This window comes from Natrinema sp. CBA1119, assembly GCF_002572525.1.
GTDB lineage: Archaea > Halobacteriota > Halobacteria > Halobacteriales > Natrialbaceae > Natrinema.
In genome coordinates this window covers 67,765-83,483 of record NZ_PDBS01000008.1, presented here as the reverse complement: position 1 = coordinate 83,483, position 15,719 = coordinate 67,765, and the positions used below count along the sequence as shown (strand labels likewise).

Genomic DNA, 15,719 nt, shown 5'->3' with positions numbered 1-15,719 from the left:
TAACCGGCTTTGTGAGGTACTGATACTACGTCACAAAGCGTGGTAGGGGTGGTGCATATCGAGCGAAACCGACCCAGACGGATCGTTACTCGACATTTGGTGATCTACTCCGAAACACATCTTGGTGTCTAACAAAGGATGAGACTCTTGCTCCACCACGAACACTCTTAGTGGAAAATCCAGCGACTGCGAACCAGCCACCACAGATGTATATTGCCTCAACGGACAGTCCCTATCTTGATCCGCTTGGGGTTAAGACAAAGCTCGGCATTGACGTGACCCTTGAACAGTTATCTAATGCGCCAAGCGTTTGGGGTGATGCTGACCCGCCAACTATCCGGCAGGAGCTGACCAGTCGGCTTGATACCCTGCAGCAGGGACTTTTGGACGCTGGGTCCGATATAGAAGAAAAAATACACGAGGCGCTATCTAATGCACGGTTCATCTATCTTGAGCATAAAAATCCGCAGTTCAGGTCGCCTGATGAAGTCGTCTGGAATGGTCAGGACATAGGGTCGTACATCGTCTCAATCGAATCGGAGTACGGGAAGTATGAGGAGCTGTTCAATACGGTCGGTGTTCGAAGTTCCCTACAAATCTCGGATTATCTTGATTCTCTTGCCGATGTAGCTTGGGATGATGACGACGATCGGGATGTCGTCTGGCGACGAACGGTTCGTAAACTCGTTAGTGAGGCCTCTGAACTAACCTCTTTCCAGGGACTTGAGGCAGAGGTCCGGGAGAAATTGTCCCATCAGTGCCTGTTGGCGCTGTCAAATGAATTGGTGGCGCTTGATCAGTTGGATTATTTCTGCGACAATGAAACCATCAGAGAGCATCTTCGTTCAGATATCGCGGATGAGGTCGTGAAGCCGTATGACCGTAGGGATTATACAAACGAGACAGTCGCTGAGGTGTGGGAGCTGCTTGAGCTTGAGAACCTTGCTGACACTACGACGCTGTCGCTGACGGGTCACAATGTTGTTGTTTCTGAGGAAGGCCCTGTCTGCGAATCTGAAGAGTTCTCGCAGCTTTTTACTGTTGCCTACAGCTTCTGTTCGGCTCATCAGAATACGGAAGCAAGCGATGAACTCCTCGACATCTTTGCTGATTTCCAAGTAATCGTTCATGAAACGATTGAGTGCCAGTATCTGTCCACAAAGGGAGAGCCGATAACTGAAGAATTCGAGGTACGTTGCTACTTGGATCGATCAGAAAATACGATTCGACGAACCGAGGGAACAAGCTCATTACAGGCCTTCACCCGGCGCCTCCCATATGAGCTATCCTTGTCTGCATCGGCGGCAGAGGAATTGGAATCGATTCTATCAGGTGCTCTCGGCAAACGTGAACGGTTCCTGAACTCGTTCCTCGATACGTTTGATATCGATCGGCACTCAATCCAGGCAGCAGTACAGTCCTCGAGCAGATCTGAGGAAGACTCTGCTGAAACAGCTGAGGAAAGCACTGGGTCTGAATCCAAGACAGATTCTGGTACTGGCAGCGACGATCCAGGGGAGCGAGGATATCCAGCAGGGGCAACCAGTGAAGATTCCGATGAGAAACCTTCAATCACAACCTCAAGTGAGGAGGAAGGGTTTGCTACTGCTGGAGACGCCTCTGAAAGTGGTGTCGGCGGAAAGAATCAATCAGCGTCTGCTGATACTGGTTCATCATTGTCTTCAGGATCCTCCCAAGATACCTCTATTGAGGATTCCAACTCTGCCTCCACAGACAAACGGAAGGACGAAGCGAGGGACCAGCAGTCCATAGAGAACGAATTTGAGCCGTCTGATGTCGATGACCCACCAGAGAGGGTATCACGGCGACGCACCTCTACAACACGTACGGTTCGAGATGGGGAATTTATGAAAAAGGTGCGGGGTGCTTATGATAGGACATGTGCCATCTGTGGAGCGCGACGAGAGACCAAAGATGGACTACCGGAGGTCGAGGCTCACCACATTCGACCGGTTAGCGATGGTGGTCCTGACACCCTTCAGAATGGCATTGCATTGTGTCGTCTCCATCATTGGGCGTTTGAGAAGGGGTGGATCGCTGTTTCAGATGATTACGAGATCCTCGTTCGTGACTGGGAGTCCGTGCCCGGATATGGAGAGTTCAGTAGACATCACGGAGAATCACTTCATCTCCCGGATAACCCTCAACATTATCCAAATTCACAGTATCTCAAATATCATCGCCAATCCCACGGCTTCGATGAGTAGCTGTCTGCTTCTTGGCAATCGTATCGGTGCCCCTTGGCTTTCAAGAACGGTTGTGGCTGCGCGCGCAGCGAGCGAAGTGAGCGAGCACGGAGCGGAGGGCGGGGAGGTGGGGTTTGGGTCGGTCCGGCACGTAGCAAAAAGAAGGGTGCGACGACCGGCTACTCCCACCACCGACCGCGCTCAGGGAAGTGGACCGTGGTCCAGCCGGTCAGAGCCACCGAGACGCGCCCGTTGTACCAGTTCTTCGCAGACCCGTGAATGCGAACACGCTCGCCCTCCTCGATCCAGGGTTGGTCACTTGCGACCCACGACGTCAGCTTCGTTCGCCCACTTTCGTCTTCGATGATTCCCACTTGAGAAATGGCTGAACTTGACGGCTCCCACAACTGCGTCACAGTACCTTCGATGCTCACCTCTTTACGATTGACGTCCTCGAGCATCCCGATGGGAACTACCTGTCCCGGCGCCGTCTGCAACTCCTCGAACACCCCAACGACCGCGCTCATCAGGTCTTTCCCACCGACGACGGCTTCACCCAGCCGCCGGCCAATCGCTGCTCGCGACCAGCCACCCAGCTTCTCCGCCAGCCGCATCGACTGCTTGTTCACCGCCGCCAACTGCTTCTGCGTCAGTTCTGCACGAGGGTCGTCCCGCTCTGGGTCCGCCCACGGGTCCACGCTCGCCGCCCGCTTCTGGAACTCTGCACGCCACTCAGCACTCCGCTTCGCTGCGATGTCTCGCGTACGCTTTTCCCGACCTTCTTGCGTCCCCATCTCCGCCTGGGCACTGATGCGCTCCAGTTCAGCCTCTCGCGCCCGAATGCGCTCTTCCTGTTCGAGGGTCGCACCGTAGATCCGCTCTTCACTGGTGTCGACCATCCCGTCCGGGTGGTTCGCATCGACCTTTGCCTGCACCTCCATCTGCACCGTCGCCTGGAATTCCGGCGTCTCATCGACGACCTCGAGGCCGTCTTCATCGACCTTCGCTTCGTCCGCTTTTTCGAATGCCTGTTCATCGACTGAAACTACATCAGTGGTAACGTTGATACTTGACATTGGAATTCTCCAAAATTCCGAAGGCGCTCACGCGCCCGACACCGCGATGCTCCTACATCGCGGTTCTTCGACGACAATGCCCGACAGAACCATCTACGCGCTCTCGCTCGCGCCTTCGTGAGCGCCCCTTGGGGCGCGAGCGAGAGCGCCAAAGGAAGGTCACCCAACCAGAACCACGCGCCGACCCGCGCGGAGCAAGCGTCCAGCGGGATATGCCCGCTCGTGTCCGGCCCGATGTGTGGGACCGTGTCCAGAGCGACTGTCGCCGAGAACGCGCGCCACACGGCGGCGCGCGACAGCGCAGGCGGCACAAAGCGCTGGAACGCGAAAGCCCGCAAGGGGCGCAACCGACGGGGATACCCGCTGGCGTCGAGGGCACATACATTTTAGCTCGGAACGGGCGCTCGCGGTGCGTAGAGCGCCCGCACGCCCGGAATGGTCGGTCGCGAGCGGCGCAGAGGGCGGAAGCGGCGAGCGGGGCGGGCCGTAACAAAGAACCTGTTCAACCGGGCTCGACGCTCAGTCACACAGCCGACATCCTGGTGGACTCAGAAAGGGCGAGGCCGTCTCGGTCACCGGGAGACTACGTCTCCCGAGCTCACGGCGCAGAGCGCCGTGAACGTCCCCGACTCCGCAAGCACCACAGGCACGAGGAGCGCAGCGTGGGTCGCGGGATGCCGAGCGGCCGAGGGCTTTCTATCCGTTCTCGGCCACCGCCTGCCGTCTCGACGGAAGCATTATCCTGCACCGTCACGAACGACATAGTATGCACCACACACCGCCGGTGCAACAGGTGAACGTGCGGACGATGAGCGCTTGCTCTGTTCTTTCGTAGTTGGTAGCGGCGCCGGCGGGTGTATCGCCTTCTCATCGAGCAGCGACGCCGCTTTCACCGAGACAAATGCAGACCACCGAGTACGAACTCCGCAATCGAATCGACCAGCTCACAAACTACCGTGGCGAGGGCACCGAGCTCATCACCGTGGCCGTCCCGCCAGACAAATCACTCCATGCGGTCCGTGAGCGCATCGACCGCGAATATGCACAGGCTGCGAACATCAAATCCGATCAGACACGAACTCACGTCCAGGACGCTCTCGGACGCATCCGACGCCTCCTCCAAGCGTACGAAGAGACACCACCAAGCGGCCTTGTCATCTACGCTGGTGTCGTCGACGGTGAGCTGCAGGATGCCGTCTTCGACGATCTCGACGTCCCCGTCGACGTCTCGCTATACCGCTGTGCGGCTGAATTCGAGACTACCCCCGTCGAGCAGGCGCTCACCCCGTCAGAGGTGTACGGTCTGGTTGTCCTCGAACGGGGCCATGCCGCCCTCGGTCGCCTCGCTGGCGAACGCATCGTTTCCAGTCGGACCTTCGAGAGCCAAGTGATGGGAAAATCCCGTGCTGGCGGTCAGAGTGCGCAGCGATTCGAACGTGAGCGCGACCGCCAGAAACACGAGTTCTTCGAGCAGGTCGCCGACGCTGCCGAGCAGACGTTCCTCGATGAGCCCACTGTCGATGGCGTCATCCTCGGCGGGACGACGATCACCGTCGACGAGTTCCAGCAGGGTGACTATCTCCACCACGAGTTGCGGGACCACATACTAGGCGTCTATCCGATTGAGTACGCGACCAAGCAGGGTCTCTCGCAGCTCGTTGAGCGTGCCGAGGACGTACTGTCTGATGCTGAGCGCCGACGGGAACGGGAAGCTCTCGATCGATTCTTCGCGGCGCTGGGACAGGGTGGAGATGTCGCCTACGGAGCTGATGAAACGCAAACCGCCCTCGACTATGGAGCAGTCGACGTCCTTCTCGTTTCCGACGCACGGCCACCAGCGGAGATTCGTGAACTGGAGGCAGCGACGACTGACCAAGGCGGTGAGTGTCTCGTTGTGTCGACTGACACAGATCGAGGTGCTCAGTTCGATACTGCATTCGGGGGCCTTGGAGCGCTCCTCCGGTTCCGTATTAACTAAGCCGAGTAGTTTTGGACGCCATAGCGGTTCTAGCGTCCCAGTGTACGGGTCTAGAGGCAGTCATCGGTCGCGCAGACGACCTCGAATGGCCGTAAACCGGGCGGCTGCGGTGTCGCTCTTGGAGACACGAATCGTTCACACCGGTCTCAACCGTCGTCCTGTGCGTTCAATTCTGTAAGGAACTGGCCGGCTGCCGTCCCGATACGAATGCCATCTACGTTGCGCATCTCGAGGTCGTGCGTGGCAGTTCGAAAGGGGTAGTGGTCAACGAGGATACGTTGGATAACGGTTCGGACGGAGTCGGTCCCGTACCTGTCGACGACAGTAGCCATCATCTCGTCGAGATGCGCGTCCCGGTGCTCCGTCCGGGGATGCTGTGCGCGTTCGAGCACGAGTTCGACTACATCGTCAACTGATGCGTGCTCGGGATTCTTGGTTCGTTCACGAACGTCGTAGAGAGCGTTGTTATCGGGCATTCCTGTTCACTTCGAAGTATCCTCCACGGTGTCAGGGCTCTTCGAGCAACGAGCGAGCTCGCTGCACGTAACTGTTCGCGCCCCAGCTACGGGCGTTGCTAATCTCATCGAGGAGCAGCCGCGCATCGGCAGCTGATAGGTGTTCAGTTCGAACGAGAACCGAGAGCAGCGTCGGTGTCGTGACGAGTCGGGTATCAGCGAGTGAGGCGTGGATCAAGCCAAGTTGGTTGAACTCGTCACAGAGGAAGAGCGCAGCATCGAGATCGTTCGCGAGCGTGACCGCCGCGTTCTCACCGTCATCGAGTGGAAACTCGGCATCGAGTTCGACCGACTGTGTCGTGAATGACTCTGCTTGGTCAAGTACGGCGGACGCGGCGTGTCCATGGATGTCATCGTAGGAAGCGATCTCTTGGATTTCATCGATGACCGCTGTTGGGACGACGACCTCGTACCGGGAGAGACAGAGTGCGAGTGGATCGGGGTCGTCGTCAGTAACGATCCCGAGACTCACGAGGGCAGAGGCGTCTGCGATAAGCCGCGACATCTATGCGTCGGCGACCTCGTCGATGAAATCCTCCTCCAACTGCTGTTTCAACACTCGGAGGTTTGCCGCCTCCTCGGCGCCGACGAGTGCTTTGAGTTGATCGAAGGTGATCTCGTCGTCGTAATAGGCGGTGGCGATCTCTTGGGTGAGTGCGTCGTCGTGAGCGGCGTCTTGGAGGTACTCCCGAAGCGCGGTCACGAGGACGTCTGTTCGGTCTTCCCCGAGGACTGCGGCCAGTGCGTCGGCCCGGTCGATGAGCCGATTGGGGGCCCGAAACTGCACGCGCTTCTTATCGGTGCTCATGATGTGTACATTGTGAGCCAACGCACTTAGCCGTTTTCGTGTGTACGATGTGAGCCTCACTCGGCCGAGCGTCACTCATCCACGAGATGCCCGAACTCGACACGAAACCGCGTGAGTGCGGCGAGCGTTTTAACGACGAGTCCACACTCATCGTAGGTGTGGTGATCCGGCTTGTTGGGATCGGGAGGCTCTTGGACGGCACAGTCGTCACAGATCTCGAGCGGCTACGCTCCGTACGGCGACCTAGTCCCCACCGTTGCGGTGCTCAGAATCGAGCCGAGCATACGCGTCTGCAGTAGCGCGTAGTTCGGTGAGCGAACTGTTGAGCGTCAGTGGGTCGGGGAGCTGTTCATCGATCTCGCTGAGAGCACGTTCGGCCTTGAGGAGTGCCTCGTGCAGATCGTCGATGGGAACCTGCCCACCATCCACGGCACCACGTTCTGGGTGATACCCTTGATCACCGTCCTCCGAGTCGGGAACCGGATCGTCGACACCGAGAGCTCGGTCAAACTCAGGGACGTCCTGTGGATCGGGCTCGTCTGGCGTCATCGGTCGAGCACCTCAACGTCGGGATTCGCACCGGCTGGCCCAGCGACCGCTTTCGCACGCTCGAGTTCGCGGAATTCTCGCTGGGCCTGCCGTTCGAGGGGATCCGCCCGACGACAGCGGTCGATTCTCTCGCCATCGACGACATCGTCGTCATCGATCGTGAAGCGCTTGCCACGGTGGTCGATCTGCTCGAGCATCAGGATGTAGCCTCCTGAGTCGCGTCTCGAGCGTCCGCCTGCAGGTGGTCGTACCGGACTCACAGCTGTCCGAACAGAACCGGCCAGCGTATCCTCCCCGATCACGGGTGAGTGCCGAACAATTCGGCATCCGACACGCGTTGCCGTCGGTCATCTGGCGATACCTCGCTTCAGGAACTGAGTCGTCTCCGCGTCTGATGACGCTGTTGCTACATCAGTTGTTCGCATGGATTGCTGCAGTGGGCTTCAGTCGAGCCCCCGCACCCCTCTGGGACGACAAACCGTCTCGAGCGAGCTACCAGTTCAACTCGCAATGTATCAGTAGATGGTAGCACGGTTTCTTTATTTAGAAAAATTCTGAAACCGAGCCGCCAGATTTGGCAACTACAGTGGGCTTACAATATGATGTCGGATGGATAACAAACACTATCCTCAATGGAACCCGACAAAATGGACGACCTCACAGGATTCCAACGCGACTTGTTGTATGTCATCGCAGGCGCAGACCAACCATCAGGCCAGGACGTCAAAGACGAAGTTGAACAGTACTACAACGCCGATATCAACCATGGACGGCTCTATCCCAACCTCGACACGCTCGTCAACAAGGAGTTGGTTGAGAAAGGGCAACTCGACAGGCGAACGAACTACTATGCAATTGCAGATAAGGGAGAGAAAGCAATTGAGGACAGACAGCGGTGGGAGGAACAGTTTATCGATTAGACAACAGAGACCTCGTAGTAGTCGGTGTACTTCACGAGATCACAGTTCTGGAACCCGTTTGCAATTGATCCATCGACACAGACATCATCAGAGACTGTGAGGAGAGGGAGTTCTTCTTTCGCGTCTTCACTTAGTTCGTCGTAGTGGCATACTTGGGAGTCTGAGGGGACAGTGTCAACCGGTTCGAGCGTGAGTCTTGGACTCATACTACACAGTATCAATTGGAACGTCTTCAATATTTCTCCGATGATAATCAATGACTGTCTATTTAGAAGGGGCATTTGGATCGTATAACCCTCCAATTGTTCACCTATTCATTGATGATAGAACCGGGACGATCGAGTTTCCGTATGCTGGATACACTGTGACGGTTGAATTTAACGACGAATTCACTGTTCTGATCGAGTAATTGTCAGAAGATAGTAGCATGGTTTCTCTCTTTAGAAGGAATCGTGAAACCCGCGATAAGTACAGCTGCATAGATACCGCTGTGAATCCTGATACCAAGATATCATATTTTCGTACCCGTGCAAGACACATGGCGCATATCGGTCATAGAGGAGCCACTAAAGAAATGCGTTGCCGCGCTCGTAGAACAGCCGTCGCTCCTCGGGGCCCGGAACCCCATGGTAGTCTGTCGGGATCGTCTCGTTGGGCCGCTCGACTGGCAATTCGGGATAGGCGGCAAGCAACTTGACCCCGAGCGAGGCGCCTGCCTCGGCGAGTTTACGGAACACCGAATCGACGGTGTCGGCGTCGTCGAGGGGGAACGCCCGCTGGGCGAGAATCGGGCCTGCGTCGAAGCGCTCGGTCATACGATGTGCTGTGACACCCGTTCGGTCGTCATCGTAGAACAGCGGCCAAAAGGCGGTCGCCCGGTCCCGATACTTCGGCAATAGCGACCCGTGGAGGTTCACTGTGTCGTCAGCGCTCTCTAGCACCGGCCCAGGAAGTCGCTGGCCCGCCACAATCGAGAGCAGAAGGTCCGGTGCGAGGTCCTCCATACACTCGACGAACGCCGGGTTACTCACGTCGGGAATGCGCTCAACGGGGACGCCATAAGTTCGCGCGACCGCCGGAACCGAGTGATACCGACCGGTGACGCGACGGGCGGCCTGCCCGGGCAACGCATCAAGTGCCCGACTCCATCCGTAGCGAAGCGCCATCCGGATACCCGCGCGGGCACCGTACATGCCTGCCTGCGAGCGTAGTTGCTCAGCCGGGGATGCGTTGAAGGGGGCGATGACGACCTGGTCGATAGTATTGGCGTGAGCCTCGAAGAGCGGCTGGAGGTACCTGGGAAGATAGAGCGGTTCCGCACTCGTGAACAGGACGACCCGCACAACCGAGGGAGAGAACCTGAGGAGCATATATCTTCTGGTCGGTGGACACAAAGCCTATTCCAGCCGCTGCGAATGCGCAGCTATGTCCCCACCCTCCGAGGGCAACGCCCTTCGCGCAGTGTTCAGAGACGTGTGTCGGGCTATCGGTGTCCTCCTCGCCGGTGGCCTCGCCATCGCCGTGTTGTCGCTGTGGCACTGGGCCATCTCGTCGATCCAGGCAGCAAGAGACGGACCCGGAACTGAAGAGCGCGACGACCCCGCACTCAGCGAGTACGAACTCGACTGGTACCAGTACATCAAGGCCTTCGACGCCCCCCACGGCCCCGGCGGGGGCCCCGATCGAGCTATCGACTCAGGGGCGTTCGTCCGCGGGCTGCGCGTATGGCTGAAAACGCGTTGTCTCCGTGGCTACACGCTCGAAAAAGAGGTGTACGTGTGCCCGAACGCGCCGCAGGTGTTGCGCGTCCACCAGGCAGGCCACGCGCCCGCGTTCGGGAAGGAGTGTGAGACGCTGGTCCAGCCACGCCGCGAGAACGGCGGTCTCGACGACGAAGCGCTCTACACTCTCGACGTGATGCTTCCGGGGGATTTCCCGCACACGTTGCTCCGCCTGCGCGACTCACGCGGACTCATGGACCGATACGAGGCGTGGCTACGAGACGGCAAGATCGCGCGAGTTAGAGCCTGAGGGCAACTACTGTCGTCACCTCTCTGCTGAACTGTCTCGCTGTACTGAACGGTAACTACAGATGCGAACTGAGCGGTTAGTAGAGAAAAAGACATCCCAAATTCACAACAGAAAATACTTATCAATTGAAATTAAGGAACATGATATGAATAACCGGTCCATTCCTCTGTTTCCATTGCTTGTTATCCTTCTCATGATAGGGAGCATTGGTTATCCCGGTACATTTGCCCCGCTGTATAGCGAGTCTGATTCATCGTATGCGATTACTCACGAGTCCACAGAATCGTTCAACGAGACTATGGAGTCTCCAAGTCTCCGCACAGCTAATCCAACGCCTGTAGAGGACCTTTCGCCTAGCGCACAGCAAGCATTCCAACAGTCAAAGGAGCATCCTATAAGCGAATCTGATGGCTGGCAAGAGCTTGGGCAGGTCAATATCTGTGCTGATTTTCTTCTTATTTGCAATGAGTACTCGGAACCACCAGATTTTCCATCTGAGATGACTCGTACGGTAGAAGTCGAAGTAGGAGGTTTCATGACGGACAGTACTGAGCAATATGGTGTTGTAGAAGACAACGGCGATGTCTATCTCACCCGGACCGCAGATGCAACGTTTTCTACTGGTTCTTCACTTGATGAAATGTTTGTTTTTCTCCACAAAGCGTTCTTGTTTGGACTGTACTCCATATTCCTTATTCTGTTCACTACGTTTCACTACCATACCCATCCGAATCGAGTACTTTCATTTGCAAAGGGTGGATTCGGAATTGTTGTAGCATCGTTTATCTACCCCTATGTAATGATGTTTACCTCTCTTCCGTTTGCATTTGGAGCCATTGTGCTGTGGTTCGTAACCTTGGGTCTAGTGTTATTCGGTAGTACGGAACTTTATATGAAGAGAAAAAAGAGCGATAGAGATGGTCAACCGAGTCGCTAGACTGATGAGTATGTCTGTCGTGATGCTCTGAGTGATCGAGCTAGCTGCTCACTCTGTTACCTGTACTGAACGCGAGTTCCCTGAGCAACTCTGAATAAAGAAATTGTCTTCTCAACTACTGTCATCGATTGAACGTCCCATCCGGAGCGGGGGTGAGCCCAGTTCGGATCTCGAGATCAACACGTCTGAGATGCTTGCAACCATCGGTGGGCTGGCGTTGTTCCCAATCTGGGCAGGTACACGTCCCTGCCTCAACATCGACCGTGTAGGTGTTCCCGCTCTCGCTGGTGGTGTTAACTTAGGAATGAGGCGGTCGAAGATTCGGATGCTCATGGCCGAAACCGACCGCCTCACCGAATCTACTGACTGGATTGACTTGGAGTTTGTGCAGCGAGAGCGGACACCCCGTACGATCATTGAAAAGGGTATTCGCCACCATCTGCAGGACTATCACTTTCGAATACAGTTATTCTTCTCGAGGATTTGGGTGTCGAGCGCAGTCGGACAGCAGTTCATAACTGGGTGCAGAAGGCTGATCTACAGCCCAGAGGTGGGGGGAGCCCGGATCGAGTCGCGGTCGATCAGAAAGCGATCCGGATCAATGACGAACAGTACTGGCTGTATGCCGCAGTTGATCCAGCAACCAATCGAATTCTGCATTCACGGCTGTTTCCAACGTATACGATCGCGATTGCGCGAGAATTTCTCACTGAGCTGGCCGAGAAACACGACATCAAAGATGCCGTGTTTCTCGTCGATGACGCCGACGATCTCATCGGTGGACTTCGCCGAGAAGGGCTCAGCTACCGCATTCAGCCACACGGCTATAGAAATCAGGTCGAACGTATCTTTCGTGAGATAGAACGACGAACCTCTTCGTTCTCAAACTGTTTTAGCCACGTCGATCCAGCCACCGCAGAAACTTGGCTTCAGGCCCACGCCGTCTGGTGGAATCATGTCTAAGTTAACACTACCCATCCTCTGCCGGAAACAAACAAGGTGTCCAGTCCTTGTCTCGATAGCTCGTGGAATAGTTCATCGGTTTTCGAGAGAGTGATCGCTGTTTGTACAGAGAGAATATTCTACTGGTACTGGTCACGTCCGCAATCAGTGTCATAGGCAGCTGCTTTCCTTGATTAGAAGGTGATATCCTATACAGAGTGAAATGTCTATGAGTAAGGTTATCAAGGGTCAGGTATCCACCTTTAGCTAGTTTATATTCCTTCAATATTGCCCAATTATCCCTGTACCATTGGGTGGTTTCATAGACAACTGTGGTCCTGTTTATATCATCGGAATTTAAATATGCCTACGTGGCAGTTAGCCGTGATGTCCACGAGTGAACAGTCGATCGCGGTACCGGATAAACTCGTATCACCACAGGCCAAACTGGTCTATCTGGCCCTGCTCATCATGGAGGACGCGACAGCGACTGACCTCCAGCAACTCCTGGGGTTGCCGAAACTGACGCTCCTTGCTGTCCTCGAGTCGCTTGCTGAGATGGATCTCGTCCACTGGACGGAGGCTGGGTATGTCAGCCGGTAAGTTCGCCGAATCACCGATCGTCCCGACCAGTCCACAGGCTGACCTCCAGGTTACCTGTTACGTACGGTCTGCTGTTCCGGGACCGACTGCCGAGACGATCACCACGATCGTCGAACGGCTGCAGCAACTCTGCGACCACGGGCAGATTGGCACCTGTCAGATTGTTCCGTGGCCGCCGGAACACCATGCGGTCGGCGAATCGGACGACACAGGGAAGCCGACACGACATGGGCTCATCGCCGAGTTCGAGCGGTGGGCCGACCAACACGGTGTGACGCTCGAGCCAGCGTTCCGGCGACAGGAGGTTCCCTCGTCGCCACTCGGCATCAGCGCCGACGAACCGCGTGAACGCGTACGTGTCCCGATCGTGGCGCTGGCACTCTACGAAGGCGAGGCCGCTGCGGAAGATCAGGAGAAAACGTCTCTCCAGGGAGTTGTCCCCTATACGGAACAGCTACGGACAGACACCGCGCGGACATACACCGTCGACGAGTGGCTTACTGCAGTCGACACAGACACAGGAGAGATCGTCACGTATGATTCCCAGGACGATCAGCAGCCCCTGCTGGAGCGACAACAATGAGTGTCAAACAGAAAGAGCGGCCACCCGAACTGGAACAGCCGTCTCGCCAACCACTTGCGGGCCGGACGTGTCTCGTCACCGGCGGCTCATGTGGTATTGGACGCGGGATCGCACGTGAACTGGGTCGTCACGGTGCAACTGTTATCGTGAACTATCGGTCGTCGGAGGCTGCCGCCCACGAGGTCGCTGACGTGATCACGGACGCTGAGACCGAGGGAACGGCCCATCCGGTCCAAGCCGATGTCACGAACCGTGATGAGGTCGATGCGATGCGCGAGGCAATTCAGGACTCGTTTGGGCCGATCGACGTCCTCGTCAACAACGCCGGGATCACAGCCGATTGCACGCTCGCCAATATGAGTCATGAGGACTGGCACCGTGTGATCGATGTCTCCCTCCACGGGTCGTTCAATTGCACCAAGGCATTCTACGACGATTTAGCTACCGTCGACGATGGACGGGTTATCAGTATCTCGAGCGTGATCGGGAAACAGGGGAACGTCGGCCAAGCGAACTATGCGGCGGCGAAAAGCGGGCTGTTCGGCTTCACCCGGTCGCTCGCACTCGAATTGGCGGATGCAGGAGCAACGGCGAACTGTATCGCACCCGGCTTCACATTGACGGAGATGGTCGAAGCGATTCCGGACGAGATTCAGGACGATCTCCGTGCGGATATCCCGCTTGAGCGGTTCGCTCACGTGAGCGAGATTGCAGGGCTTGTTCGCTACCTTGCCAGCGAGGAATCGGGCTATATTACCGGTGAGGTTATCGACATCAACGGCGGGCTTGATCTGTAAGCAATAGCCTCTGATCCGCTCCTCATCCGAGTTTCTTTCCAAGCAACATAACTACCCCCGTAGGTGGCTTGCGATCGTGAGGCGAACGACTATGTGGATTGGTTACATGCTTGGTCATGATCTGCTTCCAGTAGCTGACTATGTACTGGAGGTAGATCAAGGAGCGGACTCGCTTCCGTGAGCACCACCACCGCTGGGACGATCTTAGACGGCGAACCAAGGGGCTAACTTCCCCTTTTCACTCTGCAACGTTCGAAAGAGTAGAGGACAATTCCTAGGGTTTTCTTCATCCAGGTTATGGTGAACTATCCATTACGTAGGTGTGCGCAAGTACCTTTTTCCGCCTCGGGATTCCTCACTTCGTTCGGAACCACTCGGCGCAAAAATCTACGCTAAAAAGGCCGCCTCCGCGGGCTTCGCCCGCTCCGGCGGTGTCGTTCGAAAGCGCTCAGCGCGCTTTCGTGATCTTCAAAAGAGCGCAGAGCGCTCTTTTGGACCTCGCCGAGCGAAGCTCGGCTCAGTGACGAGAGAGCGATGCTCTCTCGTAGCAAACCGCTCGCTTCGCTCGCGGATGCTGGCAGCGGTAACTCCTCGGCCTGTACTGAACGGCAACTACGTGTGCTTATCGAGCAACGAGGATTCTATCAGACCCAAGCTATTTCCACGGAAGCGTGATAAGTAAAAGGCATGAATTCAGCACGAACTCATATTTGGTTAACGCGGATTATGGTCTATTAACGTTCTTGAATATGATCAGCAAAGTGAGCAACAGGACTATTCAGTTAGAATGAATGTCAATAAACTCCTCCACTTATGTGCTGAAGCCTCAAAATCAGAACTCTCCCTGAAGTGGTTCTATCTCAACCTCCCCATCTTGTACTACTATCTCGAAACCTGCGTATTGGAATAGCACTTGGATGTTCGTTTCGGATCCATTGAATAGTGTATTCAATGCGTCTGGGTCTATAGCGTCGTATAGCGGAGGAAGTTCCAGTGGGTTACTGTCGGTTGCTTCTGCTACGGCTTCGGTTACTGCGTTTACTGGTGGTTTGTTCTGTATCAAGCTCGGTGTCATCACTTGATAGTCAAACGTCGGTGTCTGTATTTCATCGGCCTCACCCTCTCCGGAGTTTATATGGTCTCCCCTTAGGCTAATGTATTGAGAAGCAGTGCTTGCTGTCCACGCCGAAGCCGAGTTGACAGAGCGGATGTAGAGATGCAGAGTTCCTCAGCGATCTCATCCATTGTTGTTTCCCTCGGTACATTGAAATAGCCTTTTTCAAGAGCAGTAAGAAGAGCCTCCTTTTGCCCGGTCGTAATACCGTATCGGCTTTCAAGGCCCCCATCCTTCTTTACCGATTTTTCTTCATAGAGGTTAAGCAATTCGAATCGTCGATTCCGTTCAAGACAAGCCTTTCGCAAATGAACAACTGCATCGCGTGACGGAAATCGAGCTAAAAGTTCTTCCTTGTAAGCCGTCGCAGTAAGACGAATAATCGTTATGTCGTGTTCTACAGAAACCGTATGGATTGTTTGGTGTTGCCCCTCATCTGATAGCCTTAGCCCATACAAACGTTTCTCTGGCAATTTTGTTAGACAATCATAAGTATCAATCGTTGGACCTATAGTGAGTGTACTTTCGTATTTTTCAAAGTCGTCGCCCATTGCCCATACAATTATCTTCCACGGTTCATCCCCTGCCGAACGGATATCCTCAAAAAGAAGCTCCATATCTGGAACACTTTCTAGAGAAACTTGCCCCAGCGGAGGACT

General features: G+C 55.6%; 18 protein-coding genes and 3 pseudogenes. 9 read left to right on the top strand and 12 right to left on the bottom strand.

Features of this window, described 5'->3' with window-relative positions; genetic code table 11:
- Positions 1 to 206 precede the first annotated feature (206 nt).
- On the top strand, positions 207 to 2,228 hold the full coding sequence (locus CP556_RS27030) for an HNH endonuclease (RefSeq protein ID WP_098727873.1): 2,022 nt from the start codon (positions 207 to 209) through the stop codon (positions 2,226 to 2,228).
- 158 nt (positions 2,229 to 2,386) lie between these two features.
- On the opposite strand, the gene CP556_RS22620 is transcribed toward CP556_RS27030, so the two are convergent.
- On the bottom strand, positions 2,387 to 3,283 hold the full coding sequence (locus CP556_RS22620; RefSeq protein WP_098727872.1) for a DNA-binding protein: 897 nt from the start codon (positions 3,281 to 3,283) through the stop codon (positions 2,387 to 2,389).
- A gap of 901 nt (positions 3,284 to 4,184) precedes the next feature.
- Between CP556_RS22620 and prf1 the strand changes: the two genes are divergently transcribed.
- Positions 4,185 to 5,261, top strand: a complete 1,077-nt coding sequence (gene prf1, locus CP556_RS22610; RefSeq protein WP_098727871.1) for a peptide chain release factor aRF-1 — start codon at positions 4,185 to 4,187, stop codon at positions 5,259 to 5,261.
- A gap of 146 nt (positions 5,262 to 5,407) precedes the next feature.
- On the opposite strand, the gene CP556_RS22605 is transcribed toward prf1, so the two are convergent.
- The 6 genes and pseudogenes from CP556_RS22605 to CP556_RS22585 form a co-directional block, all read right to left on the bottom strand.
- Positions 5,408 to 5,737 carry a DUF8158 family protein gene (locus CP556_RS22605; protein ID WP_098727870.1) on the bottom strand — a complete coding sequence of 110 codons (330 nt, stop codon included), beginning with the start codon at positions 5,735 to 5,737 and terminating at the stop codon, positions 5,408 to 5,410.
- Between the two features lie 31 nt (positions 5,738 to 5,768).
- Positions 5,769 to 6,281, bottom strand: a complete 513-nt coding sequence (locus CP556_RS22600) for a PIN domain-containing protein (RefSeq protein ID WP_098727869.1) — start codon at positions 6,279 to 6,281, stop codon at positions 5,769 to 5,771.
- Positions 6,282 to 6,584: a hypothetical protein gene (locus CP556_RS22595; RefSeq protein WP_098727868.1), complete on the bottom strand. Its 303-nt coding sequence runs from the start codon at positions 6,582 to 6,584 to the stop codon at positions 6,282 to 6,284.
- A gap of 83 nt (positions 6,585 to 6,667) precedes the next feature.
- Positions 6,668 to 6,799 (bottom strand): annotated as a pseudogene (locus CP556_RS27645) (DUF7558 family protein); the annotation flags it as partial.
- 28 nt (positions 6,800 to 6,827) lie between these two features.
- A complete protein-coding gene (locus CP556_RS22590) occupies positions 6,828 to 7,133 on the bottom strand; it encodes a hypothetical protein (RefSeq protein WP_098727867.1) in 306 nt (101 codons plus the stop codon).
- Positions 7,130 to 7,330 carry a hypothetical protein gene (locus CP556_RS22585; protein WP_098727866.1) on the bottom strand — a complete coding sequence of 67 codons (201 nt, stop codon included), beginning with the start codon at positions 7,328 to 7,330 and terminating at the stop codon, positions 7,130 to 7,132. Before CP556_RS22585 ends, CP556_RS22590 begins: the two co-directional genes overlap by 4 nt.
- A gap of 450 nt (positions 7,331 to 7,780) precedes the next feature.
- Here CP556_RS22585 and CP556_RS22580 point away from each other — a divergent pair, with 450 nt between their 5' ends.
- Positions 7,781 to 8,053 carry a PadR family transcriptional regulator gene (locus CP556_RS22580; RefSeq protein ID WP_098728250.1) on the top strand — a complete coding sequence of 91 codons (273 nt, stop codon included), beginning with the start codon at positions 7,781 to 7,783 and terminating at the stop codon, positions 8,051 to 8,053.
- On the opposite strand, the gene CP556_RS22575 is transcribed toward CP556_RS22580, so the two are convergent.
- Positions 8,050 to 8,259, bottom strand: a complete 210-nt coding sequence (locus CP556_RS22575; RefSeq protein ID WP_098728251.1) for a DUF7979 domain-containing protein — start codon at positions 8,257 to 8,259, stop codon at positions 8,050 to 8,052. The genes CP556_RS22580 and CP556_RS22575 overlap by 4 nt on opposite strands.
- Positions 8,260 to 8,619: 360 nt before the next feature.
- A complete protein-coding gene (locus CP556_RS22570; RefSeq protein WP_176548317.1) occupies positions 8,620 to 9,396 on the bottom strand; it encodes a formyltransferase family protein in 777 nt (258 codons plus the stop codon).
- Between the two features lie 82 nt (positions 9,397 to 9,478).
- Between CP556_RS22570 and CP556_RS22565 the strand changes: the two genes are divergently transcribed.
- Positions 9,479 to 10,084 (top strand): hypothetical protein, encoded by a 606-nt coding sequence (locus tag CP556_RS22565; RefSeq protein WP_141551746.1) that lies wholly within the window; start codon positions 9,479 to 9,481, stop codon positions 10,082 to 10,084.
- Between the two features lie 145 nt (positions 10,085 to 10,229).
- Entirely contained in the window at positions 10,230 to 11,021 is a 792-nt protein-coding gene (locus CP556_RS25590; protein WP_176548316.1) for a hypothetical protein, read from the top strand.
- A gap of 121 nt (positions 11,022 to 11,142) precedes the next feature.
- Here the strand turns inward: CP556_RS25590 and CP556_RS25585 are convergent.
- Positions 11,143 to 11,307: pseudogene (locus CP556_RS25585) on the bottom strand (SWIM zinc finger family protein); the annotation flags it as partial.
- 45 nt (positions 11,308 to 11,352) lie between these two features.
- On the opposite strand from CP556_RS25585, the pseudogene CP556_RS22555 reads away from it, so the two are divergent.
- The 4 genes and pseudogenes from CP556_RS22555 (at position 11,353) to fabG (ending at position 13,946) form a co-directional block, all read left to right on the top strand.
- Positions 11,353 to 11,984: pseudogene (locus tag CP556_RS22555) on the top strand (IS6 family transposase).
- 366 nt (positions 11,985 to 12,350) lie between these two features.
- Positions 12,351 to 12,566, top strand: coding sequence for a helix-turn-helix domain-containing protein (locus CP556_RS22550; protein WP_098728249.1), 216 nt, complete (start codon positions 12,351 to 12,353; stop codon positions 12,564 to 12,566).
- Positions 12,553 to 13,149: an HTH domain-containing protein gene (locus CP556_RS22545; RefSeq protein WP_098727862.1), complete on the top strand. Its 597-nt coding sequence runs from the start codon at positions 12,553 to 12,555 to the stop codon at positions 13,147 to 13,149. Before CP556_RS22550 ends, CP556_RS22545 begins: the two co-directional genes overlap by 14 nt.
- Positions 13,146 to 13,946: a 3-oxoacyl-ACP reductase FabG gene (gene fabG, locus CP556_RS22540; protein ID WP_098727861.1), complete on the top strand. Its 801-nt coding sequence runs from the start codon at positions 13,146 to 13,148 to the stop codon at positions 13,944 to 13,946. The genes CP556_RS22545 and fabG overlap by 4 nt, the downstream gene beginning before the upstream one ends.
- Before the next feature lie 832 nt (positions 13,947 to 14,778).
- Here fabG and ddfA read toward each other — a convergent pair.
- Both ddfA and CP556_RS22530 read right to left on the bottom strand, forming a co-directional pair.
- Positions 14,779 to 15,021 carry a DdfA family disk-determining factor gene (gene ddfA / locus CP556_RS22535; protein WP_098727860.1) on the bottom strand — a complete coding sequence of 81 codons (243 nt, stop codon included), beginning with the start codon at positions 15,019 to 15,021 and terminating at the stop codon, positions 14,779 to 14,781.
- A gap of 71 nt (positions 15,022 to 15,092) precedes the next feature.
- Positions 15,093 to 15,677 carry a helix-turn-helix domain-containing protein gene (locus CP556_RS22530; protein ID WP_098727859.1) on the bottom strand — a complete coding sequence of 195 codons (585 nt, stop codon included), beginning with the start codon at positions 15,675 to 15,677 and terminating at the stop codon, positions 15,093 to 15,095.
- Between the last annotated feature and the right edge of the window lie 42 nt (positions 15,678 to 15,719).